The sequence below is a fragment of the Nonomuraea maritima genome, assembly GCF_900100395.1.
Taxonomy (GTDB): domain Bacteria; phylum Actinomycetota; class Actinomycetes; order Streptosporangiales; family Streptosporangiaceae; genus Nonomuraea; species Nonomuraea maritima.
The window spans coordinates 290,966-316,537 of record NZ_FNFB01000003.1; the positions used below are offsets into that span (position 1 = coordinate 290,966).

At 73.1% G+C, this 25,572-nt stretch carries 18 protein-coding genes; 6 read left to right on the forward strand and 12 right to left on the reverse strand.

The features are described from left to right. Window positions 1–40 precede the first annotated feature (40 nt). Complete coding sequence (locus BLR04_RS08185) at window positions 41–541, forward strand: DUF6328 family protein (protein WP_090761308.1); 501 nt, start codon at window positions 41–43, stop codon at window positions 539–541. On the opposite strand, the gene mnhG is transcribed toward BLR04_RS08185, so the two are convergent. From mnhG to BLR04_RS08225, 8 genes are all read right to left on the reverse strand, one after another. Further along, complete coding sequence (gene mnhG / locus BLR04_RS08190; protein WP_090761310.1) at window positions 505–816, reverse strand: monovalent cation/H(+) antiporter subunit G; 312 nt, start codon at window positions 814–816, stop codon at window positions 505–507. The genes BLR04_RS08185 and mnhG overlap by 37 nt on opposite strands. Beyond that, window positions 813–1,073, reverse strand: a complete 261-nt coding sequence (locus tag BLR04_RS08195) for an MrpF/PhaF family protein (RefSeq protein ID WP_090761312.1) — start codon at window positions 1,071–1,073, stop codon at window positions 813–815. The genes mnhG and BLR04_RS08195 overlap by 4 nt, the downstream gene beginning before the upstream one ends. Next, window positions 1,070–1,603: a Na+/H+ antiporter subunit E gene (locus BLR04_RS08200; protein WP_090761314.1), complete on the reverse strand. Its 534-nt coding sequence runs from the start codon at window positions 1,601–1,603 to the stop codon at window positions 1,070–1,072. Before BLR04_RS08200 ends, BLR04_RS08195 begins: the two co-directional genes overlap by 4 nt. Further along, the gene (locus tag BLR04_RS08205) at window positions 1,600–3,168 is read right to left on the reverse strand and encodes a Na+/H+ antiporter subunit D (RefSeq protein WP_218128763.1); all 1,569 of its coding nucleotides are present in this window, start codon (window positions 3,166–3,168) and stop codon (window positions 1,600–1,602) included. Before BLR04_RS08205 ends, BLR04_RS08200 begins: the two co-directional genes overlap by 4 nt. Window positions 3,169–3,172: 4 nt before the next feature. Continuing rightward, window positions 3,173–3,982, reverse strand: a complete 810-nt coding sequence (locus BLR04_RS08210) for a Na(+)/H(+) antiporter subunit C (protein WP_090761316.1) — start codon at window positions 3,980–3,982, stop codon at window positions 3,173–3,175. A gap of 7 nt (window positions 3,983–3,989) precedes the next feature. Beyond that, window positions 3,990–6,752: a Na+/H+ antiporter subunit A gene (locus BLR04_RS08215; RefSeq protein ID WP_090761318.1), complete on the reverse strand. Its 2,763-nt coding sequence runs from the start codon at window positions 6,750–6,752 to the stop codon at window positions 3,990–3,992. 190 nt (window positions 6,753–6,942) lie between these two features. Then, complete coding sequence (locus BLR04_RS08220; protein ID WP_245740107.1) at window positions 6,943–8,124, reverse strand: alpha/beta hydrolase; 1,182 nt, start codon at window positions 8,122–8,124, stop codon at window positions 6,943–6,945. A gap of 456 nt (window positions 8,125–8,580) precedes the next feature. Next, complete coding sequence (locus BLR04_RS08225) at window positions 8,581–9,000, reverse strand: SRPBCC family protein (RefSeq protein ID WP_090761322.1); 420 nt, start codon at window positions 8,998–9,000, stop codon at window positions 8,581–8,583. A gap of 132 nt (window positions 9,001–9,132) precedes the next feature. Here BLR04_RS08225 and BLR04_RS08230 point away from each other — a divergent pair, with 132 nt between their 5' ends. Genes BLR04_RS08230 through BLR04_RS08240 form a run of 3 tightly spaced genes read left to right on the forward strand, consistent with a single transcriptional unit; the run spans window position 9,133 to window position 16,033 of the window. Continuing rightward, a complete protein-coding gene (locus BLR04_RS08230) occupies window positions 9,133–10,794 on the forward strand; it encodes a TIGR02677 family protein (RefSeq protein WP_218128764.1) in 1,662 nt (553 codons plus the stop codon). Beyond that, a complete protein-coding gene (locus tag BLR04_RS08235; RefSeq protein WP_090761577.1) occupies window positions 10,791–11,981 on the forward strand; it encodes a TIGR02678 family protein in 1,191 nt (396 codons plus the stop codon). The genes BLR04_RS08230 and BLR04_RS08235 overlap by 4 nt, the downstream gene beginning before the upstream one ends. Then, the gene (locus BLR04_RS08240; protein WP_090761324.1) at window positions 11,978–16,033 is read left to right on the forward strand and encodes a TIGR02680 family protein; all 4,056 of its coding nucleotides are present in this window, start codon (window positions 11,978–11,980) and stop codon (window positions 16,031–16,033) included. The genes BLR04_RS08235 and BLR04_RS08240 overlap by 4 nt, the downstream gene beginning before the upstream one ends. 198 nt (window positions 16,034–16,231) lie before the next feature. On the opposite strand, the gene BLR04_RS08245 is transcribed toward BLR04_RS08240, so the two are convergent. After that, on the reverse strand, window positions 16,232–19,669 hold the full coding sequence (locus tag BLR04_RS08245) for a S8 family serine peptidase (RefSeq protein ID WP_090761326.1): 3,438 nt from the start codon (window positions 19,667–19,669) through the stop codon (window positions 16,232–16,234). Window positions 19,670–19,778: 109 nt separating this feature from the next. Between BLR04_RS08245 and BLR04_RS08250 the strand changes: the two genes are divergently transcribed. Beyond that, window positions 19,779–20,771 carry a helix-turn-helix transcriptional regulator gene (locus tag BLR04_RS08250; RefSeq protein WP_090761328.1) on the forward strand — a complete coding sequence of 331 codons (993 nt, stop codon included), beginning with the start codon at window positions 19,779–19,781 and terminating at the stop codon, window positions 20,769–20,771. A 219-nt stretch (window positions 20,772–20,990) separates the two neighbouring features. Here BLR04_RS08250 and BLR04_RS08255 read toward each other — a convergent pair whose 3' ends face one another. Both BLR04_RS08255 and BLR04_RS08260 read right to left on the reverse strand, forming a co-directional pair. Beyond that, the gene (locus tag BLR04_RS08255; RefSeq protein WP_090761330.1) at window positions 20,991–21,815 is read right to left on the reverse strand and encodes a PIG-L family deacetylase; all 825 of its coding nucleotides are present in this window, start codon (window positions 21,813–21,815) and stop codon (window positions 20,991–20,993) included. Window positions 21,816–21,825: 10 nt separating this feature from the next. Beyond that, on the reverse strand, window positions 21,826–23,322 hold the full coding sequence (locus BLR04_RS08260) for a tetratricopeptide repeat protein (protein ID WP_245740108.1): 1,497 nt from the start codon (window positions 23,320–23,322) through the stop codon (window positions 21,826–21,828). A gap of 98 nt (window positions 23,323–23,420) precedes the next feature. On the opposite strand from BLR04_RS08260, the gene BLR04_RS08265 reads away from it, so the two are divergent. Beyond that, complete coding sequence (locus BLR04_RS08265; RefSeq protein WP_245740109.1) at window positions 23,421–24,227, forward strand: DUF1206 domain-containing protein; 807 nt, start codon at window positions 23,421–23,423, stop codon at window positions 24,225–24,227. Window positions 24,228–24,231: 4 nt separating this feature from the next. On the opposite strand, the gene BLR04_RS08270 is transcribed toward BLR04_RS08265, so the two are convergent. After that, entirely contained in the window at window positions 24,232–25,545 is a 1,314-nt protein-coding gene (locus BLR04_RS08270) for an amidase (RefSeq protein WP_090761335.1), read from the reverse strand. Window positions 25,546–25,572 lie beyond the last annotated feature (27 nt).

A 25,572-nucleotide genomic window follows, 5' to 3' on the forward strand; every position in this document is an offset into this window, starting at 1 on the left:
GGAAGAGGAAGTCTCTCGTTCGACGCGGCGGGAGGCGTACGTGAAACAGCAGGAAGAGGCACGGCGGGAGTCGCAGGAGCAGCGCGCGGACCGGAACTTCGTGGAGCTGCTCCAGGGCGCGCGCGTCGCGGTGACCGGGGTGCAGGTGCTGTTCGCGTTCCTGCTGACCGTGCCGTTCTCGTCCGGGTTCGCCCGCCTCGACCAGGCCGACCGGTGGCTGTACTACGCGGCGCTGTGCAGCGCCGCGTTCGCGTCGATCTGCTACATCGCGCCGACCGCGCAGCACCGCGTGCTGTTCCGGCAGGGACTGAAGGAGACGCTGGTACGCCGCTCCAACTTCTACGGCATCCTTGGCGCGCTGGCCCTCACGGTGTCGATGACGACGTCCACGATGTTCGTGATCGACTACCTGTTCGACGTGGCCGTGGCGACGATCACCGCGGGTCTGCTGGCGCTGCTCGCGCTGTGGACGTGGTTCGGGCAGCCCGCGCTCGACCGGTCGGATCAGTCCGCGGGCGCGTCGTCGTCGCGCGACGACTGATCGCGGTACTCCGCCCGCGCCACCATGTACGCCGCCACGGAGACGGTGATCACCTGGGCGGCGGCGACGAGCAGCAGCGGCCCGGCGTACCGCCAGCTCGGACGGTGCAGCCACATGGCGAGCAGCACCAGCAGCACGCCGACCACCTGCGGTTTCGTCCCCGCGTGCATCCGGTCGAGCATGGCGCGGAAGCGCAGCAGCCCGACGCTCGCCGACAGCGTCAGCGCCGCCCCCAGCAGCAGGCAGGCCGCCGCCGCCGTGTCGAGCGGGCTCACCGCGACCGTCCCGAGAAGAACCGCGCCAGCGACACCGCGCCCACGAACCCCAGCAGTGACAGCACCAGCAGGATCGGCAGGTCGGAATAGTCGTCGCGGGCCACGGCGAACGTCCCGACCCCGCACATCGACAGCGCCGTCAGCACGTCGAGCGCCATCGCCCTGTCCAGCATCGACGGCCCGCGCCCCAGCCGGTAGAGCGTGGCCGCCGCCGCGCAGCCGAGCAGGCCGACCGTCACCGCGTACACCGCCGTCATCCCAGCTCCTCCCGGTCGCGTCGGGTGCCGAACGCCCGCACGATCCGCCTCTCGACCTGCGCCACGTCCGCCCGGATGTCGTCGGCCACGTCACCCGGCCGGCCGAGGACGTGCAGCACCAGCTCCCGCTCGTACACCTCAAGGACGAGGCTGCCGGGGACGGTGGTCAGCGCGACGAGGACAAGCACCACCATGGCTTCGGACGTCGTCCGCAGCGGCACGCGCACGACCTGCGACGGCGGCTGGCCGGGGTGGGCCACCCAGAACACCACCCGGGCGGTCGAGACGATCAGGTCCCACCCGAAGGTCACCAGGAACCCGGCGAGCGCGACGGGACGTATCCGGATGCCGGGGTCCGTGACCGGCATGGGCAGCAGCCACGTCACGACGATCGCCGTCGCGAGCCCGCCGAGCACGTTGCCCACCGACAGATCGCCCCACAGGGTGACCCACACCAGCGTCAGCCAGGCCACCATCATGAGCGGCACCTGCCGGCCGAGCAGCCGCGGCGCCGGCCACCAACGGTTCACGGCACCTCCCCCAGAACCGCCGAGATGTACGGCTCGCGCGCCATCAGCTCCCCGGCCGCCCGCAACGTCAGCGCCGACAGCGGCCCCGCCAGCACGGTGAACGCCAGCCCGAGCGCGACCAGCGCGATGACCGACAGCGGCAGCGCCACCGGCAGCTTCGCCGTCGTCACGGTCGGCTCCTCGCCGGTGGCCTCCTCGCTCTCCACCACCGTGCCGATGCGCTCGCCGCGAGGGGCGCGCCAGAACGCCTTGGCCCACGTCTTGGCGACCGCGTACAGCGTGAGCAGGCTCGTCAGCAGGCCCCCGGCCACCAGCGTGACCGCCGGCCAGCCCCCGGAGGCCAGCCCGGCCTGGACGAGCATGAGCTTGCCCAGGAAGCCCGACATGGGCGGGATGCCGGACAGGTTCATCGCGGGCACGAAGAACAGCACGGCGATCAGCGGCGTCGCCTTCATCAGGCCGCCCAACTGGTTGACCGACGTCGTCCCGGCGCGCCGCTCGACCATCCCCGCCACCAGGAACAGGCCCGTCTGCACGGTGATGTGGTGCACCACGTAGAACACGGCGCCCGCCAGGCCCGCCACCGTCGACAGCGCCACGCCGAACACCATGTAGCCGATGTGGCTGACCAGCGTGAACGACAGCATCCGCTTCATGTCGGTCTGCGCGACCGCGCCCAGCACGCCGACCAGCATGGTGGCCAGCGCCACCCACATGAGCAGCGACGCGACCGGCCCGCCCGGGAACAGCAGCGCCTCCAGCCGGATGATCGAGTAGACGCCGACCTTGGTGAGCAGCCCGGCGAACACGGCCGTCACCGGGGCGGGCGCGGTGGGGTAGGAGTCGGGCAGCCACGCCTGCATCGGGAAGATCGCCGCCTTGATCGCGAACGCCAGCAGCAGCGTCAGCTCCACCAGCAGCTTCACCTGATCGGGCAGGCCGCCGAACCGCACGGCGAGCTGCGCCAGCGACAGCGTCCCCGCGGCCGCGTACGTGACGGCCAGCGCGATCAGGAACAGCATCGACGACACCAGCGCCATCAGCGTGTACGTGGCCCCCGCCCGGATGCGCGACTCGGTGCCGCCGAACGTCAGCAGCACGTACGAGCCGCTCAGCAGCAGCTCGAAGGCCACGAACAGGTTGAACAGGTCGCCCGACAGGAACGCGTTGCTCACCCCGGCCACCATCACCAGGAACGCCGGATGGAAGATCGCCATGGGGGCGTCGTGCTCCTGCCGGTCGTAGGCGTCGGCCACCGAGTACACCATCACGCACAGCGTCACCGCCTGCGAGACCACCAGCACCAGCGTCGAGAGCCGGTCGGCGACCAGGCAGATCGCGATCGGCTCCGGCCAGCCCCCGAGGTCCGTCACGAGCGGCCCCCGCGCGTCGGCGGCGACCAGGAGCACCACCGACACCGCCAGCGTCACGCACAGCGTGCCGAGGCTGATGAACGACTGCACCCGGCGCAGCCGCCCGCCGATCGCCAGCTTCACCCCGGCGGCCAGCAGCGGCAGCAGCACGGGCGCGCAGACGAGGCCCTCCAGCGTGATCAGGCGGTCCATCCGGTCAGTCCTCGCCCTCGAGCTCCGGGTCCTGCGCCAGCGCCTGCCGCTCGCGCTCCTCCCGGATGGCCGCCCGCATCTGCCTGCGGGCCTCCCGCTGGCGCGCCTTGAGCTTCCTGCGCAGCTCCCGCTTGCGCGCCGCCTGCTCCCTCCGCGTGCGGGCGTGCTCCTCCCTCAACTGCTCGATGCGTTCCTCGTTGTCCATGGCGGCCTGCTCCGCGCGCCGCCCGGCCTGCTCCAGACGGTGGTGCAGCTCCTCCTCCGTCAGGCCCTGCGCGCGCAGCCGCTCCGTCCACTCCTCCAGTTCTGCGTGCACGCGGGCGATGCGTCGTTCCAGGTCGGCCTCCTGCAGCCGTCCGCGCTCTGCCTGCTCGGCCTCCAGCTGCGCCAGCTCGGCCCGCTGGTCGGCGAGCAGCCGCCGGTAGGCGTCCTGCCGGCTCGTCACGGTGGCGCTCAGCTCGCCGCGCCGGGAGCGCAGCCGCACCCGGCGGTCCTCGGTGTCGTCCTGCACCTCGTCGCTGCCCGACAGCTGCCACGACCGGTGCACCAGGGCCAGCACGAACGCCGTCATACCGAGGGTGATGACGATCGCGGTCAGCACCATGGCCTGCGGCAGGGGGTCGGCGATGCCGGCCGTCCCGGTGAAGGGCGGCCTGCCCGCGGTGCTGCCCGCGGTGACGATGAGCAGGTTGACGCCGTTGCCGAGGAGGATCACGCCGGCCAGCTCCCGCACCAGGCTCCGTTCCAGCAGCAGCGTCACCCCCGCGGCGATCAGCACGCCGCAGGCCAGGAAGGGCAGCAGGCCGACGCTCACGAGGCGCTCACGAGGTGGTCTCCGCGTCGATCTGCCGGTCGAGCTCGGCGCCGAGCCCGCGCAGCACGTCCTGCACCATGCCGACCACCGACAGGTACACGCCGAGGTCGAAGACCAGGCCGGTCGACAGGTGCAGGTGCCCCACGACCGGTACGGCGACGTCCGCCGAGAGCATCTGCAGGGCCGCCGTGCCGAACAGCAGCCCGGCCAGCGCCGTGCCCGTCGTCAGCGTCAGCCCCACGCCCATGAGCACACCCGCGTGCACCGGCACGGCCGCGGCCAGCTCGTTCCTGCCGCCCGCCAGGTAGCGCGCGGTGATCGCCAGCCCGGCCACGATGCCGCCCGCGAACCCGCCGCCGACCCCGCTGTGCCCGATGAACAGCAGGAAGACCGAGAGCACCAGCACCGTGTGGAAGGTCAGCGTGATCGCCACCTCGAACGCCAGCGCCCACTGCCCGTGCGGCAAGGTGGAGGCCAGCCAGTGCGGCCCGCGGTCCCGCCGCCGCGTCCCGGTCCGCTCGATCCGGTACGCCGTGCGCCGCAGGAACACGAGGCTCGTCACGCCCAGCGTCAGCACGATCAGCACCGCGCTCTCGCCGAGGGTGTCCCACGCCCGGATGTCGAGGATCACCGCGCTGACGATGTTGGCGATGCCCGCCTGCTCCGCCGCCGCGCCCATGAGTTCGCCGACCGGCCGCGTCGCGCGCGCGCTCATCGCCACCATGCCCGCGCCGGTCGCCACCGCGCCGACCGCGAGCCCGACGGCCAGGCGGAACGGGAAGCGCAGCCGGCCCCTCGCCGGGTCGATCGGCAGCCGCCGCAGGACGAGCGCGAACACCACCAGGCTCAGCGTCTCGGCCAGGAACTGGGTGAGCGCCAGGTCGGGGGAGCCGTGGAAGAGGAACAGCAGCGCGGTGCCGTACCCGGTGAGGCCGACGACGATCGCGAGCAGGATGGCGGAGCGCACCCGCAGCGCCATCACCGCCGCCGTCACCACCAGCGCGACGACGACCGGCTGCTCGGGCCGCTGCCAGCCGACGACCGGAACGTCCAGACGGGGGGCGCCGCCGTAGGCCACCGAGAACAGGCCCACCCCCACCGAGGCCAGCAGCGTGAGCAGCAGGTAGTCGGGCACCGAGCCGCGCTGGACGAGGCCGGTGGCCTGGAGGGCGAAGCGGTCGAACCGCCGTACCATCGCCCAGAACAGCCGGCTCGACTCCACCACGCCGAGCGCCGCCCCCAGCCGCGCCACCGGCTCGCGGGCCAGGAACAGCACCGCCCCGGCGACGAGCGCCGCCGCCGACAGCAGCAGCGGCACGGAGAAGCCGGCCCACGCCGCCAGGTGGACCTCGTGCCCCGGGTCGCGGAAGGTGCCGGTGTAGCCGGACATCGCGCCCGCGTACCAGGGAGCGAACGGTGCGAGCACCAGCCCGAGCGCCGCCAGGAGCGCGGCCGGGGCGAGCATGAGCGCGGGCGTCGCGTCCACCGGCCGCGGCGGGACGCCGGGCTTCACGGCGAACGCCCCCCACAGGAACCGCAGCGTGTACGCCGCGGTCAGCGCCGATCCCGCGATCGCGCCGGCCAGCGCGAGCGGCGCGTCGAGCAGCGCCTCCAGCGCAGCCTCCTTGCCGGCGAACCCGGCCAGCGGCGGCAGCCCCGCCATGGACGCCCCCGCGAGCACCGCCGCGCCGCACACCCACGGCATCGCGCGGCCCACTCCGCTCAGCTCGCCGATCTCGCGGGTGCCCGTCGCGCGGTCGACGATGCCCACCACCAGGAAGAGCGTCGCCTTGAACAGCGCGTGCGCCAGCAGCATGGCGACGCCGGCCAGCGCCGCCCCCTGGGCGCCCGCGCCGAACAGCGCCACGAGGAACCCGAGCTGGCTGATCGTCCCGTACGCCAGCAGCCGCTTCAGGTCGGTCTCGCGCAGCGCCCGCCAGCCGCCCAGCAGCATCGTCACCAGGCCGAACGGCACCGCCACCGCCCGCCACAGCGCCGCGTCGCCGAACACGGGCCCGAGCCGGGCCACCACATAGACACCGGCCTTCACCATGGCCGCCGCGTGCAGGTAGGCCGACACCGGCGTGGGCGCGGCCATCGCGGCCGGCAGCCAGGTGCTGAACGGGAACAGCGCCGACTTGGTGAGCGCTCCCGCGAGCACCAGCACGAGGGCGACCGGGGCCACGTCCGGGTGACGGGCGACGATCTCGGAGATCCGGTACGTGCCCGCCGTCTCGCCGATCACCACGAACCCGGCCAGCATGGCCAGCCCGCCGGACGTGGTGACCACGAGCGCCTTCATCGCGGCCTGCCGGCTCAGCCGGCTCTCGGGGTCGGAGCCGATGAGCAGGTAGGAGAAGACGGTGGTCAGCTCCCAGAAGACGTAGAGCAGGAGCAGGTCGTCGGCCGCGACCAGGCCCAGCATCGACCCGGCGAACGCGACCATGGCGCCGCCGTAGCGGCCGAGCCCGTCGTCGCCGGCGGAGAAGTACCGGACGCTGTAGAGCAGCACGAGCACGCCGAAGCCGGTGACGAGCGACAGCATCAGCACCGCGAGCGTGTCGACGCGGAAGGCCAGCTCCAGCCCCAGCACGGGCGCCCACGGCCGGCTCTGCGACACGGGCAGGCCGCGTACCGCGAGCCACACGGTGACGCAGAAGCCGGCGGCCGGGGGCAGGGCGAGCACGGCGAGGGAGGCGCGCCCGAGGCGCGTGGCCAGCCAGGGAGCGCCGGCCGCCGCGACCGCGTGCAGGACGAGCAGCGACTCCATGGGCTCCTCGGGCGGGAAATAAGCGGCTACGTCCGCCCAATCTGCCCGCTCGGGTCACCACGGCCCCGCAGGCGCTCCCGGGATTGACCCGAACGTCACCAGTCCCACACCGAGGTGTGGGACGTCATACGGGCCCCGGAACGTGAGGAGGCCCCGCACCGTGGCACGGTGCGGGGCCTCAGGGGAGGAATCAGGCCTTGCAGGTGTTCTGCTGCGGGGTCTTCGCGGTGATGAGGTAGCCGTCGATCTGCGAGTCGAGGCACTTGTTGCCGCCGTACGCGGTGTGGCCGTCGGCGTCGTTGGTCAGCAGCACGCCGTGCTCCAGCTGCTTGGCGAGCGCCTGAGCCAGCTTGTACGGCGTCGCGGGGTCGCGCGTGGTGCCGACCACCACGATCGGCGGCGAGCCCGCGGCCCTGACCTTCTTCGGGTAGTGGGTGCCCTTGACCGGCCAGTACGGGCAGGGGTCCTCGGGGTGGTCGACGCAGTTGATGGCCATGAGGGCCTCGAAGTCGTTGTCGTAGGTGCCGTCGGAACGCCGGCCGTTGCCCACGTCGTTCAGCTGCAGCAGCTTGGTCCCGTCACCCTTGAAGGCGTCCACGAGGGCCTTGCGCAGCAGCGGCCACGACGACGTCTGGTACATCGCGAAGTCGACCGCCGACCGGACGATCGCCTCGTTGACCTGGCGTGCGTCGCGGGTGTTGCGCAGCGGTGCCTTGTCGGCGCGGCTGTAGAGCTTGTCGAGTTCCTTCAACGCGCCCTTGACCGTGCGGGAGCGGAACGGGCAGTTCTTCTCCTTGAAGCAGTTGCGCAGGAAGGACTCCTTCGCGACCTGGAAGCCGCGGTCCTGGTCCGCCGAGAAGGACTCCATGTCCTGGGACGGGTCCTCGGCGCCGTCCAGCACCATGGCCCGCACGTTCTTGGGGAACATGTCGGCGTACATCGAGCCGAGGTAGGTGCCGTACGAGAAGCCCAGGTAGGTGAGGCCGGTGTCGCCGAGCGCCGCCCGCATGACGTCCATGTCGCGGGCCGCGTCGACCGTGCCGACGTGGGCCAGCAGCTTCTTGCCGGAGTGGACGAGGCAGTTCTTGGCGAAGGTGCGGTCCCACCGCTCCGCCTGCTTCTCCTCCTTGCGGTTGTTGGGGGTCGGGTCGATCGCGAGGTAGGCGTCGAGGTCGAGGGTTCCCATGCAGCGCACGGGGGAGGAGCCTCCCACGCCGCGGGGGTCGAAGCTGACCACGTCGAAGTGCTGCCGGACGGCCGCGTCGACGGTGCCGTGGCTCTGCCGGAGCGACTCGACGCCGGAGGCACCGGGGCCGCCGAAGTTGAGGACGATCGAGCCGAGCTTCTTACCGGTGGCGGGAAGCCTGATCATCGATATCTTGATCTTGTCGGCGTCCGGCTGTGCATAGTCGAGCGGGACGGCCATTTTGCTGCATTGGTAACCGTTGCCGCAGTCGGTCCACGTCAGGCGTTGACTGTAGAAAGTATTGAGCTTTCCGGGGGGTGCAGCCGCCGCGCTCGTGGAGGTCAGGCCCGCCAGGCTGAGCGAGCCGGCCATGAGAGGCGCAAGGATTTTGGAGAGGAGTCGCATCATTCCCAAGGGTTCCTGGACGGCAAACACTTCGGCACGCTTCATCGAGGGCCGCATAGATCGTTTGCGAGGAATATCCCATTCAGGGTAGCGGAACAGCCCTCCTGGCACGAAGACCATAGAAGGTAAAATTCCAGGTCACAGAAGTGCCCTGTGGCAACAGGGCCTTTCCGCTTTCACGTTTCCTGGTACGAAAAGGCCTACCGCGACGGCGATTTCGTAAAGCGGCGGCCTCTTTCACCCGCCTTCGTGGACGCGGTCGCCGACCTCGTCGGCCAGGCGGTCGAGCGACCGGTCGAGCAGCTCGCGCACCTCGTCGGCGCGCGGGCCGGAGACCGGCTCGTCGGGCAGGCTGATGTGCACGGTGACCTCGCTCGTCCCGCTCGCCGCGTCCGACACCTGCAGCCAGCCCGCGTACGCGGGGTGGTCGCTGCCGCCCCACTCGACCCGCAGCCGGTCCGGCGAGACGCGGATGCGGCCCTCGTGGTGGCCGGAGCCCGGCACGAGCTCGCCCTCGGCCTCGACGGTGCCGGGCCCCGAGTCGTGCACCGACAGGCCCTGCGGCAGCCAGCGGTCCATGATCTCCACGTCGGACGCGACGCCGAAGACGATCATGCTCTCCGCCGGCATTCCACGTGTCGCCTCGAACTCCGCCATGCCGTCCTCCCCGCTTCCGGATAATGCGGGCGCCGTACCCCCGTGATGTGCTTGCAAACAACGGCCAACGCCACGCTCCGTGCCGCTACGGTTGCCCTGCGCTGAAAATCGGGCCGGGGAGGGAGCGCGGTGATGGCGAATCCGCCACGGGTGCCGCCGGAGATGTTCCGGTTCACCACCACAGAGCGGGCAGATCTGCACACCGCGGTGCTCCACGTCTTCGACGAGGCGGGCGAGCGGCTGGAGACTGCGCTGACGGCCCAGCACGTACGCGACAAACTGGGCGCGGCGGTCAGCGAGCAGGAGCTGGCGGGCGTACTCAAGCAGCTCACCGGCTGGGGGCTGCTCGATGTGATCTTCAACCACGCGGGCGGCTTCGCCACCGCCGAGGAGTACGAGCGCAGGAACCTGCAGTACGCGCTCACCCGGCGAGGCGAGGCCGCGCTCGCCGGCATCCACCAGGCGACGGCCGTGCTCGACTCGGCGGGCGCGCTGCAGACCGCCGTGCTCGACGCCGTGGCCGACCGGCTGGCCGAGCTGGACGCCCTGCTGCGCGACCCCGACCCGGGCCGCAACCGGCGCGTCTTCACGGCTCTGCACGAGCTGGAGGCGCACCTTCAGGCGCTGCGCGACAACACCAGGCGCTTCGACGGCGAGCTGCGGCGGCTGATGCACGTCGAGACGACCGACCTCGCGACCTTCCACGAGGTCAAGTCGGCCACGGTCGCCTACCTGCAGGAATTCGTGACCGATCTCGAGCAGCGCGGCGACACCATCGCGGCCGCGCTGCGGGCCGTCGCGGCGCACGGCGTCGCCGTCCTGCACGCCCGCGCGCTCGACGGGGCCGACCTGCTGCCGGGGTCCGGCCACACCGCGGCCTGGCTGGCCGCGCGGGCCGCGCGCTGGGAGGAACTGCGGCAGTGGTTCGCCCCCGAGGAGGCCACAGCCCCGGCCACAGCCCCGGCCACAGCCCCGGCCGCAGCCCCGGCCGCAGCCCCGGCCGCAGCGGACGCCGGCGCTCACCTCACAGCGCATACCGCCGGGATCGCTGCCGTGTCCCCGGTCGGGGGCGTCGGGGCGGTTCCCCGGATACGGCTGCTGCACGACGTCGCGCGGCGGGCCATCGTGGCCCTGCTGCAGATGCTCGACCGGATCACCGACTCCCGCCGCCGCTCCGCCAGCGCCGCCGCGGACTTCCGCACGCTGGCCCGCTGGTTCGCCGCCGCGCCCGCCGAGGACGACGCCCACCGGCTCTGGGACGCCGCGTTCGGGCTCGGCCCCGCCAGGCACGCCCACCTCGGCCACGCCGACGCCGAGCTGATCCCCGCCGGCATCCCCTGGGCGGAGGCCGAACCGGTCGAGGTCTCCGCGCTGCTGCGCTCGCGCGGACGTACCGAACGGATGGGACGCACCGGCCGCATCCGCGACGTCGCCGCGCTCCGAGCCGAACGGCGGGCCAGGGCCGAGAAGGAACGCGCCGAACTCGAGACCGCCTGGGCGTCGCTGGCCACGACAGGGGCCCTGCGGCTGTCGGAACTCGGCGAACTCGACCACGACAGGTTCGGACGGCTGCTCGACCTGCTCGGCCGGGCCCTCGCCGAACGTCCCGACGCCACCGGGGCACGGCGGGCCGTCACCTCCGACGGGCGGGTCGAGATCGTGCTGCGGGCCCCCGGCGACGGGGCCGTGGCGGTGCTGCGCACCCCGGCCGGCTGGCTGCGCGGCCCCGACTACCTGGTCGACGTCCGAGCCCTCGGCGACAGCCCCGCGGGCAGTTGGGCGGCGGGCGCATGAGCAGCCTGTCCAACCAGCTCGTCAGCGCCGAAAAGGACGAGATCGCCCGCGCGATCAGAACGTTGCTCGCCCGCCCGCTGGTGTCGCGGCACGACGACCAGGCCGCGTTCGACCTCGTCAGGAAGCGCCGCGGGCCGCTCGTGCAGTGGTTCGACTACTTCTGTGGCTGGCGGCTCGTCGTCGAGCCGCGCCTGGGGTACGCCCGCCTGGTCAAGGTGCACTCCGAGCCCGTCGCCACCCGGCCCGCCCGCCGGCGCCGCACCGTCAGGGCGCCCTTCAACCGCCGCCGCTACACGCTGCTGTGCCTGTGCGCGGCCGAACTGCTCGCCGCGCCGGTCACCACCATCGGGATGCTGGCCCAGCGCGTCATGCAGGCCGCCGCGGTCGAGCCGGGCGTGCCCGCCTTCGACCCGGTCAGCGACGACGAGCGCGCCGCGTTCGTGGACGCACTCAAACTCTTGGAGCACCACGGCGCCGTCACCGCCATGGACGGCCGCACCGAGTCCTACCTCGGCGACGAGGGCGCCAAGGTGCTCTACCGGGTCGACACGACCCGCCTGATCAGGCTGCTGGCTACGCCCGTGCCGCCCTCCCGCGCCGACGCCGGCGGCCTGCCCCGCTCGCTGCTCGCCGAGTCCCGCTACGGCGGCGAGGAGCGTACCGACACCCAGCGCACCCTGCACGCCCGCCACTCGCTCATCCGCCGCCTGCTGGACGAGCCCGTGGTCTACCGCGACGAGCTGACCCCCGACCAGGCCGCCTACGCCGCCTCGGTCGCCGGGCGGCGGCTCGTCCGCCGCGTCGCCGAGGAGGCCGGCTTCGTGCTGGAGGAGCGGGCCGAGGGGTTCATGCTCGTCGACGCCGACGCGATCGCCACCGACACCCGCTTCCCCGACGACGGCAGCCACGCCAAGGTGGCCGCGCTGCTGCTGCTCGACCTGCTCGTCACCGACGGCCCCTTGCCCGCCGCCCGCCTCGACGCCGAGGCCGCCGACCTGCTGCTCCGCTTCCCGCAGTGGGCCAAGTCCTACCAGTCCGACGGCGGCGGGGCGCGGCTCGCCGCCGACGCGCTGGAGGTGCTCACGCTCTTCGGCCTGGCCCGCCGTACGGGCGACCGGGTCGCCGCCCTGCCCGCCGCCGCCCGTTACCGCGTCGAACCGGGGTCTGCCGTACAGGAGGACCAATGACCGTGACCGAGCTCGCCCAGCCGCGCGCCGCGCGCGGCGTGGACGCACGCTGGACGCCCGTGCGCGCCGGGATCCTCAACGTGTGGCGCTACTACGACGAGGTGTTCGAGTTCCACCGGGGCAGGCTGCTGCTGCGCGGGCCCAACGGCAGCGGCAAGTCGAAGGTCCTGGAGCTGCTGCTGCCGTTCCTGCTGGACGCGAGCCTCAAGCCCAGCCGGCTGTCCACGTTCGGCGGCACCGAGCGCACCATGCACTGGAACCTCATGGGCGACGGCGCAGGCGGCGCCACCCGGGTCGGCTACGTGTGGCTGGAGTTCGCGCACTCCGACGGACGCTGGTTCACCTGCGGCGCCCGGTTGCAGGCGACCGTTCACACCAAGAACGTCACCGCCGCCTACTTCACCACCGAGGCGCGGGTGGACACCCCGGACGGCATCCGGCTCGGCGGCGACGGAGGCCAGCCACTCACCCGGGCCCAGCTCGTCGAGGAACTCGGCGTCTCAGGAACGGTGTACGACTCCGCCGACGCCTACCGCACGGTCGTGCGCCGGACCCTCTACCCCCGGCTCAACGAGCAGCGTTACGACTCGCTGCTGACCGCGCTGCGCCAGCTGCGCACCCCGAAGCTGTCCGAGCGGCTCGACCCAGGGCTGCTGTCCGACCTGCTGTCGAGCGCCCTGCCGCCGCTCGGCGAGGGCGAGATCCACGAGATCGCCGAGGGCTTCGAGCGGCTCGACCGGCAGCGGGAGGAGCTGCGGCTGCTCGACCGCGACGTGGCCGAGGCCGACCGCCTCGCCGGCCGGCAGCGCGGCTACGCCCAGCGCGTGCTGCGGGCCGCCGCCGCGGCCGTCACCTCGTCAGGCGCGGCGCTCGAGTCACTGACCGCCGAGCTCAAGGACAGGCGCGAGGCGCTCAAGGACGCCGAACGCGAGCTGGCCGCCACCACCGCCCGGCTGGCCGAGCAGGAGGCGCAGGAGCTCGCCCTGGCGGCGCAGATCGACGGCCTCAAGGAGAGCGAGGCGTACAAGTCGGGCCGTGACCTGCACCGGCTGCGCACGGAGGCGCAGGAGGCGCACGAGGCCGCCGCCCGACTGCGCGACCAGGCCGGGCAGTGGGCGCACGCCGTCACGGTCAAGCAGGCGCTGGCGGCCGAGGCCGAGGCCGCGGCCCGCACCGCGGGCGCGCTCGCCGAACGCGCCCGCGCCGAGGCCCGCCGCGCCGCCGAACGCGCCGGGCTGCTCGCCGTCCACGAGGAGTCCGAGCACGCCGAGCCGGCCGACCCGACCGACCCGACCGACGGCGGCGGCGACGACGCCGCGGACGCCGGGCGGCGGACCAGGGAGCTGCTGCGTGCCGCCGTGACCAGCCGGGCCGCGCAGATCAGGGAGGTCAGAGCGGGCAGCGCCGAGCACGCCGACGCCGTGCGCAGGCGTACCGCCGCCGAGCTCGACCGCGACCGCGCCCGCGACGAGCTCGCCGCCGCCCAGGACGCCCACGAACGGGCCGAGCGCCTGTGCGCGGAACGGTCCCGCGACCTGTCCGCCGACCTCGGCGAATGGGCGGGCGGCTGCACGCAGCTCCAGCTCGACCCCGGCACGCTCGCCTCCCTCGCCGAGGACTTCACCCGCGCCGACGAGCTGGTCGGCACCGTACGGACGATGGCCGCCGTCGAGCTGGCCGCCCGCGAGCAGCAGGTCACCGCAGAACGCCAGCGCCTGACGGCCGAGCGCGCCGAGCTGGCCGCCGCCCGCGCGCGCCTCGACGACCAGGCCGTCATGGAGCCCCCCGCCCCGCACACCAGGGGCGCGGCGGCCCGGCGGGGTGCCGGCACGCCGCTGTGGCGGGCGGTGGCGTTCCGGTCGGGGCTGGACCCGGTCGCGCAGGCCGGCGTCGAGGCCGCGCTCGAGGCCTCCGGCCTGCTCGACCTGTGGCTGCGTCCCGACGGCGGGTTCGACCCGGGCGAGCACGACGCGTTCGCCGTCGCCGCGCTGTCGCGGCCCGCGCCCGGCTACAGCCTGGCCCACGTGCTGTTCACCGAGCCCGACTCGCCGGTGCCGGCCGACGCCGTGCTCGGCGGCATCGCGTTCGCGCCCACCGCGATCGGCGTCGACCACCCGGCCGTCATCGGCGCCGACGGCACCTGGCGGCTCGGCCCCGCGGCGGGCCGCTGGGTCAAGCCCGAGCCGTCCTACATCGGCGCCACCGCACGCGAGCGCGCCAGGCGGCGGCGCGTCGCCGAGCTGGACGACCGCATCAGCGCGCTGTCCGGGCGCATCGCCGAGTGCGACCACCTGCTCGCCGTGGTCGAGGGCGAGCGCGAGACCCTCGGCGCCGAGCTGCGCCGCAGGCCCGACCGCCGCCCGTACGCCGAGTCCGTGCAGGCGCGCGACGTCGCGGTGCGGAAGGTCGCGCTGCTGGAGGACCAGCTGCGGCTGTGCGAGGAGCGGTTGCGCGAGCGCGAGCAGGAGGTCGGCCGCTCGCTGCGCGGGCTCACCGAGCTGGCCGCCCGCCACGGGCTGCCCACGGCGGCGCCCGCGCTCGACAACCTGGAGGAGGCGCTGCGCGCCGCCGAGGCGTCCGCCGCCCTCTGGCACGACCGGCGCGCCGACGCCCGCGCCGCCCGCGAACGCGCGGAACCGGCCGCCGAGACCGCCCACGAGTACGAACGGCTCGCCGTCGAGGCCGTCGAACGCGCCGAGCAGGCCGCCTCGCAGGCCGTCGTGCTGGCCGAGCGGCTGGCCGCCGTCGAGTCGGCCGTCGACGCCCCAGAACCAGGACACGTCCTCGACCGGCTCCGCGACGTCCAGGACGCCTACCAGGCGTGCCGCCGCGTCATCAAGACCGGCCACGACGACCTCGCCCGGCTCAACGCCGGGCTCGGCCGGCTGCGCGGCGAGCTCGGCACCGCGGAGGACCGGCACGCCGAGGCCGGGCGGGTGCGCGACGAGGCGTCCGACCGGTTCCGCCGGCTGGTCGCAGGACACCTGCCGGTGGACGCGGAGGTGACGGTCGAGCTGCCCGCCGGGGCCGGGGTGCGGGCCGTCCTCGAGGCCGCCCGGTCGGTGGCGGGGCAGCTCGCCACGGTGCCGTACGAGCACAAGAACGTCAGGGAGGCCGAGGCCCGCCTGCGGGACGCCTTCCACCACGCCCGCGAGATCCTCGCCGGCCGCGCCGACCTGGAGCTCGCCCCCGACGACGACGTCCAGGTGCTCACCGCGACCGTCAACGGCGTCCGCACCGGGGCCGCCGCGCTCAGCAGGGCGCTGCGCGGGGAACGCGACGAGCGGCGGGCGGCCATCACCGACGCCGAACGCGACCTGTTCGACCGTACGCTCGCCGGCGACACGCGGCGGCACCTCGCCGACCGCATCCGGCAGGCGACGGCGCTGGTGGAGAGCATGAACCAGCGGCTCGAACGCGTCCGCACCGCCTCCCGGGTGGCCGTCCGCCTGGTGTGGCAGGTCGATCCCGCGCAGTCGGCGGGCACGCGCGCCGCGCGCGACCTGCTGCTGAGCGACCCCGCCGGGCTGAGCGAGGCCGACAGGGAGGCGCTGTACGTGTTCTTCCGCGAACGTGTCGAGGAGGCACGCGCCGACGACTCCTCGGCGAGCTGGGAGGACCAGCTCATGAAGGTGCTCGACTACACGGCCTGGCACCGCTTCGCGGTCAAGCTCGACCGCGGCGACGGGCAGGGGTGGCAGGAGCTGACCAGGAAGCTGCACGGCGCGCTGTCGGGCGGGGAGAAGGCGATCGCGCTGCACCTGCCGCTGTTCGCCGCCGTGGCCGCGCACTACCAGACCGACCCCGGATGCCCCCGCTTCATCCTGCTGGACGAGGTGTTCGTCGGGGTCGACAGGACGAACCGCGGCCAGGTGCTCGACCTGCTCGTCGACCTGGGGCTGGATCTCGTGCTGACGTCCGACCACGAGTGGTGCGAGTACCGCGAGCTCGACGGCATCGCGATCCACCAGCTCATCACGGGCGACGGCGACGACGCGGTCACGACCGCCCGTTTCGTCTGGAACGGCTACCGCACCGTCCCCGCCGACTGACCAGGCTCACCGCTCATCCCTCAGCGGGTCCTCGGACAGGCAGGGCCGTCCGGGAGGGACAGGCGGGTCCTCCAAGGGAGTGACCCCGTTCGGCGGGCCAGGAAAAGGCGCAGGCCCGCCCGAGGTGGGCGGGCCTGCGGTGTTGGTGCGGGGAGTTTCCGCGGTGACGTGGGCCGCTGTTCGGGCGGTCCGCGTCGGCTAGTGCTTGATCGTGATGGTCCCGGTCAGGGTGCCGAGGTCGATCACGTGGTCGCCAGGGGCGATGCCGCGTACGTCGAAGGAGAGCTTCGCGTCGCGGCCGGGCTTCAGCGACACCGTGCGCTGCTGCTTCTCCTCGCCGTCCACGCGGAGCACCGCCTGGTACGAGCCCTCCTGCTCGCCGATGTTCGTCACCGTCGCGCGCACGTCCACACGTCCCGACCGGTCGGCGGAGACCTTGAGGTCGCTCAGCGTGAAGAGCGACTCCGGCCCGGCCACCAGGTCGTACACGTAGATGTCGGAGCGGTGGTTGGTGTCGCCCTCGGTGAGGTTGTTCGCCACCGTCTGGTAGGCCACGTACCGTCCGTCGGCGCTGATGGACGGTATCTCAGAGCGGTCGTCGGCCGCCCCGCCGTCGGGGTCGCGGGACAGCAGCGTGGTGGTGCCCGCCGCGATGTCACGCAGGAACACGTCGTTGCGGCCGTTGGTGTCGCCCTCGACGAGGTTGGCCGAGTCGCTGGAGAACACCACCTTGCCGCCGTCGGCGGTCAGGCTCGGACCGTAGGTCAGGGCGTTGGCGCCCTGGCCGTCCCGGGTGATCGACACCATGTCGGTCCTGCCGGTCGTCAGGTTCTGCGCGTAGAGCTCACCGAGGCCCAGGCCGTTGCCGAAGACCACCACGTTGCCGTCGGCGCTGAGCACCGGCGCGGTGGAGTCGGTGTCCGGGCGGGGTGCCTCGACCCGCTTCACCGAACCCGTCTGGCGGTCGAGCACGAACACGTCGGTCACGCCGTTGGTGTCGCCGGGCACCACGTCGGAGGCGTCGCTCTGGAAGGCGACGTACCGGCCGTCGCCGCTGATGGACGGCTCGCGGCCCTGGCCGTTCAGCTGGGCGCCGTCCTGGGAGACCGACACCCGCACGGTCGTGCCGGCCTGGCGGTCGCGCAGGAACACGTCGGTGCGGCCGTTGGTGTCGCCGGGCACCAGGTTCGTGGAGTCGCTGATGAAGACCGCGTAGCGGCCGTCACCGCTGAGGACGGGCGCGCCCGTCATGCCGTCACCCTGGGTGCCGTCGGACGACACCGAGAGCAGCTCGGTCCTGCCCGTCTGGCGGTCGTGGACGAACGCGTCCGTCTGGCCGTTCGTGTCACCGTCGACGAGGTTGGTCGCGCCGCTGCTGAACCCGACGTACCGTCCGTCATGGCTGACCGACGGCGTCAGCGAGAACGAGTCGGCCAGGCCGCCGCCCGTCGGCACCGAGACCCGCTCGGTCGTGCGGGTGCGCAGGTCGGTGGCGAAGATGTCCAGCTCGCCGTTGTTGTCCTCGTCGTCGACGAGGTTGGAGGCGAAGCTCGCGTACACGACCACGCTGCCGTCGCCGCTCACCTTCGGCCACCACGAGTCGTGGTTGCCCTGGTGGCCGCCCGAGCCGACCGACACGCGCTCGGTCTGCGGGCGGCGCGGCAGGACGACGTCGGCGCGGGCCTTGCCGTTACCCACCGTGACCTGCATGGGCTTGGAGCGGGAGACGCCCGCGGCGTGCGCGGAGACCTCGCGGTCGCCGACCGGCACGTCCTTGATCGTGTAGTGGCCCTTGCCGTCGGTCGTGGCCGTCAGCTCGTCGGGCACGCCGACCACCGACACCGTGGCGCCGGGGACGGCGAAGCCGGTCGGCTCGTACGTCACCGTGCCCGTGATCGTGCTCCAGTGGGTCCGGTCCAGGTCCCAGCGCACGTCCGACAGCTTGCCGTCCTGGACGCCGACGTTGCGGACGAGGTCCTTGTAGCCGAACCGGGACAGGGTCAGCGCGTGGGTGCCGGCCGGCAGCCGCACCTCGAAGCGTCCCTCGGCGTCGGTCACGGTGCTGCGGCCGTTCTCCGTGGAGACCTTGACGCCGGCCAGCGGCTTGTGGCCGCGCTTGTCGAGTACCGTGCCGTGCACGCCGCTCTGCAGCGAGGCCTCGGCGACGGCGGCGTAGGCGTCGATGCGGCCCTGGCCGATGCGCCGGTTCGGACGCGGGCCGTAGCGGTCGTCGGAGACCGAGGTGCCGGCGAGGATCTCCTCGGTCGCCTCCACCGTCAGGTCGGGATGGGCCTCGAGCATGAGGGCGACCGTGCCGCTGACGTGCGGGGTGGCCATCGAGGTGCCGTCGAGCGAGCCGTACTCGCCGCCCGGGATGGTCGAGACCACGTCCACGCCCGGAGCCGAGACGTCGGGCACGACATAGGTGGCGGGCCAGTCCGCCGGCGCGTTGAACCAGTCGGTGCGCTGCACGTTGCTGCCGCAGGAGAAGTCGGCCACGTCGTCGTTCACGTCGGTCGCGCCCACGCCGACGGACTCGTACACATTGCCCGGGCTGTTGGACTCGCCCTCCACGCAGTCGTTGCCGGCGGCGAACGCCGGGAACGCGCCGGCCTTGATGATGTTCCTGACCGGCTCGATGAACTCGTCGGCGTAGCCCTCGGCGCCCAGGGACATGCTGACCACGTCCGCGGGCTTGCCCACCGGGGTGCCGTCGGCCGCGTACGGCGCGATGGCCCACTGCATGCCGGCGATCACCTGAGCGAGGGTGCCCGTGCCGCCCGGGATGACCAGGCCGGCCATCAGCTCGACGCCCGGCGCCACCCCGATCTGGGTGCCGGACGCGTCGCCTCCGGCGATGGTGCCGGCCACGTGCGTGCCGTGGAAGGCGCTGTCGTGCGGTTCGGAGGCCACCGGCATGCCGGACGGGTCGAACTCGATCCAGCCGCCGGGATGCTTCGGGTCGGAGGCGTCGGCGGTGGCGAGCTTGCCGGCCAGGTCGGGGTGGGTGGCGTCGATGCCGGTGTCGAGCACCGCGACGCGCACGCCCTTGCCGGTCAGCCCGCGCTCGTCGCGCACCCGGTCCACGCCGATCTTCGCCAGGCCCCACGTCGTGCCCGAGGCGGCGGCCTTGGCCTTGGGGGTGGCCACCTGCTCCGGCTTTTCCGGGTCGGGGGCCGTCAGGGTGAAGTTGGGGATGATCCGGTCGACCAGGTCGAGCTCGGCGAGGGCGCCCAGGGTGGCGGGGGTGGCCCGTACCAGGAGCATGTTCTTCAGCCAGAACCGGTTGACCACGGTGTCGCCGCGCTGGGCGATCAGCGCGGCGACCGGGTCCTGCGTCGGTTCGGCGCTGTCGGTCAGTGCGGCGCGGGCCTCGGCGCGCGATTCGATCGCGGGCGTTTCCTGGACCGTACGCAGCACGACGACCGCCTCGATCCGGCCGCGCGCGCTCTTCATCTGCTCGGCCAGCTTGGGGTCGATCTTCGGCTGGGCGCCCGGTTCGACGGTGACGGCCTGCGCCTCCGCGGGGGCCGCGATCAGCGGCACGAGCGTCCCTGACGTGCCCGCGGTCAGTAACACCGCAGGTAAGACGGCTGCGAGCAGACGTCTGGGTGAGGGGCGGGTGGTCAGCGGCATGGCACTCCTTGTGTTCCTGTGGCCCTTGGGGCCGATGGTGCGCTAGAACGCTGACATCTCCCGATATTTCCTGACAAGATTCTCGGGTGACGAGTTTCCGTCACCTGGCGTGAACCAGACATCGGGGGAGGCGGCCGTGCTGCAGGCCATCGGACTCAGTGGCCAGGACGAGAAGGTGTACGCCGCTCTGGTCCGCCGCGCGCAGGCCACCGCCGCCGAACTCGCCGCCGACTCCCACCTCCCGGCCACCGTCACGCGGCGCGTCCTGCAGTCGCTCAGCGACCTGGGCCTCGCCACCCGCTCCGCCGGCCGGCCCACCCGCTACATCGCCGCCCCACCCGACAGCAGCCTGGAAACGATCCTGCGCGAGCGCGAACGCGAGCTCGACGGGGTGCGCGCCCACATCCGCGTGCTCATGGACGCCTACCGCGCCGGCACCCGCTTCGCCCACCCCGGCGAGCTGATCGAGGTCATCTCGGGACGGGACGAGGTCAACCAGCGCTTCGTCCAGATGCAGCAGAGCACCCAGGTGGAGATGCGCGGCTTCGACCGGCCGCCGTACGCCGCGCCTGAGCAGCACACCCAGTCGAACCCCGTCGAACTCGACCTGCTGCGGCGCGGCGTGAAGTACCGCGTCATCTACGACACCAGCGTGCTGGAGCTGCCCGGCTGGCTCGACGACGTGACGGCCGGGATGCAGCACGGCGAACAGGCCCGCATCTCCGCCGACCTGCCGATGAAGCTGGCGATCTCCGACGACCGGCTGGCCATGATCCCGTTGCTGCGGGCGGGCGACAGCGCGGTCACCGCGTCGTACCTGATCCATCCGTCGCCGCTGCTGGACGCGCTGATCGCGTTGTTCGACGCGTTATGGGAGCGCAGCGTGCCCGTACGGCTGACGCCGCAGGGCACCGAGCTGTCGCAGGACGAGGAACGGCTCCTGACGCTGCTGGCGTCGGGAGCCACGGACAAGGCGGCCAGCCGCGCGCTGGGCTGGAGCGAACGGACGGTGCAGCGGCACATCACCAAGCTGATGCGCCGCCTCGGCGCGCAGACCCGCTTCCAGGTAGCCATGGAAGCCACCCGCCGCGGCTGGATCTGACACCCCACCGCCCCACCACCACCCCCGGCTCCGCGCGGAACGGGAGGATCTGACACCCCCACGCTCCACCCCCGTGCGGGGCGGTGGGTCGAGGAGGGGGCTGGGCGCCGCGGATGGTGCTGACGCCCCCACACCTCGCCGAGCCCTCAGGCGTGTGGGGCGCTGGCGAGGGAGCTGACCCACCCCACACCCCACGGAGCCCGGTGTGTGGGGTGGGGGTCAGTTGCGGAGGCCGGCGAACAGGTCGTCTTCGTCGGCGGGGGAGACGTCGCCTCGGTCGAGGACGCGTTCGAAGGCTTCGTGGGAGAACGCCTCCTGGCGGAGCTCTTCCGGCATACGCCACAGGAAGATGTTGTCGCCCTGGCTCTCGTGGGCCTGCAGCGCCTTGAGCTTGCGTTCGACGTAGGGGGCGACGTCGACGACGGTGGTCACGAGCTCGTCGGGGGTGCCGAAGTCGTCGGACGGTTCGAAGTCGAGGTCGAGGCCGCTCTCGCGCATCATCTCGAACATGCGCTTCATCGACGAGCGCGGCATGGCGGTGTGGTAGAGCTTGGCCGGGATGCCGGACAGCTCGGTGGCCGCGACGGTGATGCGGTGGGCCTGCACGTGGTCGGGGTGGCCGTACCCGCCGCCGCCCGTCGCGTCGTAGGTGACCACGACCTGCGGCTGGTAGCGCTCCATCAGCTCGGCGAGCCGGGCGGCGGCCGTCTCGACCGGGACGTTGGCGAACGCGTCGGGGTGGCCGTTGCCGTCCCAGCCCTCCATGCCCGAGTCGCGGTAGCCGAGCAGCTCGAGATGCTTGATCCCGAGGAGGGAGACGGACTCGCGCAGCTCGGACAGACGCTTGGCGGCCACGGCGGCGTCGTCGTGACCCGGCTCGCCCGGCTTGGCGCCGCCCTCTCCGTCGCCCTGCTCGCCGTTGGTGCAGGTGACCAGAACGGTGCGGACCCCTTCGTCGGAGTAGCGGGCGAGCACGCCGCCCGTGCTGAGGCACTCGTCGTCGGGGTGGGCGTGCACGACCATGAGGGTGAGTTGGCGATCCATGGCCCGAACCCTACTCGCCGCCCCCGACACTTTCGCGCGCCGCATCCTCACCGGCTCGCCTGTTGCTCGTTGTCGGTGGGGCCGTGGGTGTGCTTCGGCGGTGTGGGTTGGGGGAGGCGTTCGTACGGGAGAGGTGGATGGCGTGGGTGCGGGCGGTGGCGGCGGCGGCGTGGTTGCCGGCCGCATCGGCCAGGGTCGCCTGTTTGAGCCAGTTGTACGGGCTGCAGGGGCGGAGGTTGATCCGTTCGCTCACCAGCATCCTCGCCAGGTCGAGCCGCCCGGCGCGCAGCGCCGACTCCAGCAGGGTCCGCTGCACCGCGTCGCGCTGCGCGTGGCTGCCGCCGAACGAGTTGACCCGGTGCCGCAACGGGTACAGCAGGTCGACGACGGCCTCGTGGTCGCCGCGCCCGAACGCCAGGATCGCCCGGCACACCGGCAGCCCGACCCGCAGCGTCATGTCGCGGTTGGTGACCCCGGGACGCGGTTCCAGCGCGTACGCCTCCCGCCCGGCGATGAGCCTCTCGGCCGCGCCGAACCGCCCGGCGCCCACGTACGACATGACCGCGTGCATGTCGTTGAACGCGTAGAACGGCTCGGCGACGCGCTCCTGCCAGGCGTCGGCGAGCGCCTGCCAGCGGTCCGTCTGGTCGGAGCCCTCCAGGTGCAGCCGCCACAGCAGTGCCGCCGCGTCGAGCAGCTCCATGCACGACCGCCCGCCGCTCATCACCGCGTCGTGGACGGCCGTCACCCGCGCCTCCTCGCCGGCCTCCAGCGCGTACAGACAGTAGTGCCACCAGGTGTGCACGTTGAAGAACGTCCCGGCCGACCAGTCGGGCATCCGGGCGTCGAGGTAGCGCAGGCCGTCGCAGAAGCGGCCCTGCATCTCGTACGTGTGCACCACGGCGTGGACGCCCCACACGTCGCGCCGGTCGAGCTCGACCGCCCGCAGCCCGACCTCCTCCGACCGGTCGTAGTGGCCGGCCTCCTCCAGGCCGAAGGCGTACATGCCGAGCAGGCGTCCGTAGTGCGGGTCGTCCTCGTGCCAGGCGTTCAGCGCGCCGCCGATCCGGTCGCGCAGCATGCGCGCGTCGCCGGTGAGGAAGTCGAGCTGGTGACCGGCCGCGAGCGCCAGGACGTCACGCGGGTACGCCACCGTGAGCTCGGCCAGCCGCGCGGCGCCGGTAAGCAGGTCGCCGTCGAGCAGCGCCCGCACGGCCGCCACGTGAGCGCGCTCACGCGGGTCGAGCCGGCTCTCGTCGGCCCTGCGCAGGAAGGCCAGGAACGCCGTCCGCGCCGCGCGCGCGTCCGCGGCCTCGGTGGTCAGCAGCCGCAGGTACGCCGCCAGGACGTTGCCCATCGGGAAGCCGGGCGACTCGGCCAGCGCGGCGTCCGCCTCGCCCGCCACCTCGGCCCGGAAGTGCAGCAGGTGATCGATCGCCCGGTCGTAGTGGCGGGCCGCGACGGCCCCGGCGCCCGTCATCGCCAGGCCCTGCTGGTCGTGGGTCACGTCGTTCCCGTACCCAGCACCAGCGAAAAGTTCCCGTGACGCCTAGGCGGCGGTTTTCCGGGCATGCGGGTTTCTCCGGCGGACCTGATGGAGGAACGGTGAACACTGCGCAAGAGGCGAGGACCGCAACCCGGCGGGCGACGTCCAGCCGGCCGATGGAGGTGCTGACCCGCGTCGGGCTGGCCTGCCGCGGAGTGCTGTACGCGCTGATCGGGATCGTGGCCGTGCAGATCGCCTTCGGCGACGCCTCGCAGGAGGCGGACAAGTCGGGGGCGATCTCCACGCTGGCCGGGCTGCCGTTCGGCTCCGTGCTGCTGTGGATCATGGCGGTGGGGTTCGCCGCGCTGGCACTGTGGCAGGCGTCGGAGGCGCTGTTCGGCCACGGCAAGGCCCTCGACCGGGTCGAGGCGGTGGCGCGCACGGGCGTGTACGCGCTGGTGTTCGCCACCTTGCTGAGCGTGCTGACCGCCCACGGGGCGCCGTCCGACGACCAGAAGTCGCAGGACCTCACCGCCAAGCTGCTCGACCTGCCCGGCGGCCCGTTCATCGTGGGGGCGATCGGGCTCGGCGTCGTCGCCCTCGGCGTGTACTGGGTCAGGCAGGGCCTCACGAAGGGGTTCCGCGAGGACCTCGACCTGGGACGGATGTCCCCGCGGGCCCGTACGGTGATGGACCGGCTCGGGCTCGGCGGGTACGCGGCCAGAGGTGTGATCGCCGCGCTGGCCGGGATCCTCGTCGTCCAGGCGGCGATCACGCACGATCCCGAGGAGGCGGGCGGCATCGACGCGACGCTGCGGCAGTTCGCCGACACGCCCTTCGGGCCGTGGCTCCTCGTGGTGGTGGCGCTGGGGCTGCTGCTGTTCGCCGGTTACTGCTTCGGCGAGTCGCGCTGGCGCCGTACCTGAGACGTCAGGACGCGGCGGTGGCGAACAGGAACGCCTCGTCGCCGGGGCGGCACACGAGCTGGAGGCCGACCGGCAGGCCGTCCACCGTCCCGGCCGGCACGGTCAGCGCGGGCAGGCCGAGCACGTTCCACGGGCTGGTCAGCGAGAGCAGCGCGGCGCGCACCGCGAACGCGCGGCCGTCCGCCTCCATCTCGCGGCTGTCGAGGTGCGGCGCGACGACGGGTACGGTCGGCAGCGCCACCACGTCGTGCCGCGCGAACAGCACGTCGGTGAGGGCGGCGAGCCGCGTGCGCGCCTCCATCGCCTGGACGTAGCGCCAGCCGGGCAGTTCGGCGGCCAGCCGCAGCCGTTCGAGCACCTCGGGGTCGAACCGCTCGGGGGCCTGCTCCATCCGCTCGGCGTGCACGGCCGCCGCCTCGCAGCTCTGCACGACCGTGTACGTCTCCCGCAGCTCCTCGAAGGCCCCGTCCGGCAGCCGGACCTCGTCCTTGGCCCCGAGCTGCTCGGCGGCGGCGCGGACGGTGGCCGCCACGCGGGAATCGCCGGGGAAGAGGTTCGCGGGATCGAGCCAGGCGACCCGCGCGGGCTCGGGCGCGTCCTCCAGCGGGCCGGTCAGGCTTCGGTAGGCGAGCAGGCAGTCTGCCGCGTCGCCCGCGAGCACGCCCACGTGGTCGTACGTTCGTGACAGGGGGAACACGCCGTCGGCGGGGATGGCGCCGTACGCGGGCTTGAACCCGGCGATCCCGCACAGGGCGGACGGGATGCGGACGGACCCGCCCGTGTCCGTGCCGATCGCGAGCGGCACCATGCCGGCCGCGACGGCCGCCGCGCTGCCGCCGCTGGAGCCGCCCGACATGCGCCGCGGGTCCCACGGGTTGCGCGAGGGGCCGTTGGCGGAACGGTCGCCGGTGGGCCCGTAGGCGAACTCGTGCGTCGTGGTCTTTCCGACGACGACCGCGCCCGCCCGGCGCAGGGCCGTCACGCACGCGGCGTCGGTCCCGGGGACGTACCCGGCGAAGTGCCGCGACCCCATGGTCGCGGGCAGGCCGGCCACCTCCACGAGGTCCTTCACCCCGACGGGCACGCCGTGCAGCGGACCGTGGTCGGTCCCCGCGGTCAGTTCCTCGTCGGCGCGGCGGGCGGCGGCGAGCGCCCCGTCCGCGTCGACGGTGACGAAGGCGTTCAGTTCGGCGTCGAGGGCGGCGACGGCGTCGAGGGCCCGGCGGGTGAGGTCGGCGGAGGTGGTGCGGCCGGCACGGAGGTCGTCGGCGAGGGCGGCGATGCTGCGGCCGTGGAAGGGGCCATGGGGGAGCGACATGTCCTCTTTTGTACACACAAGAAGCCC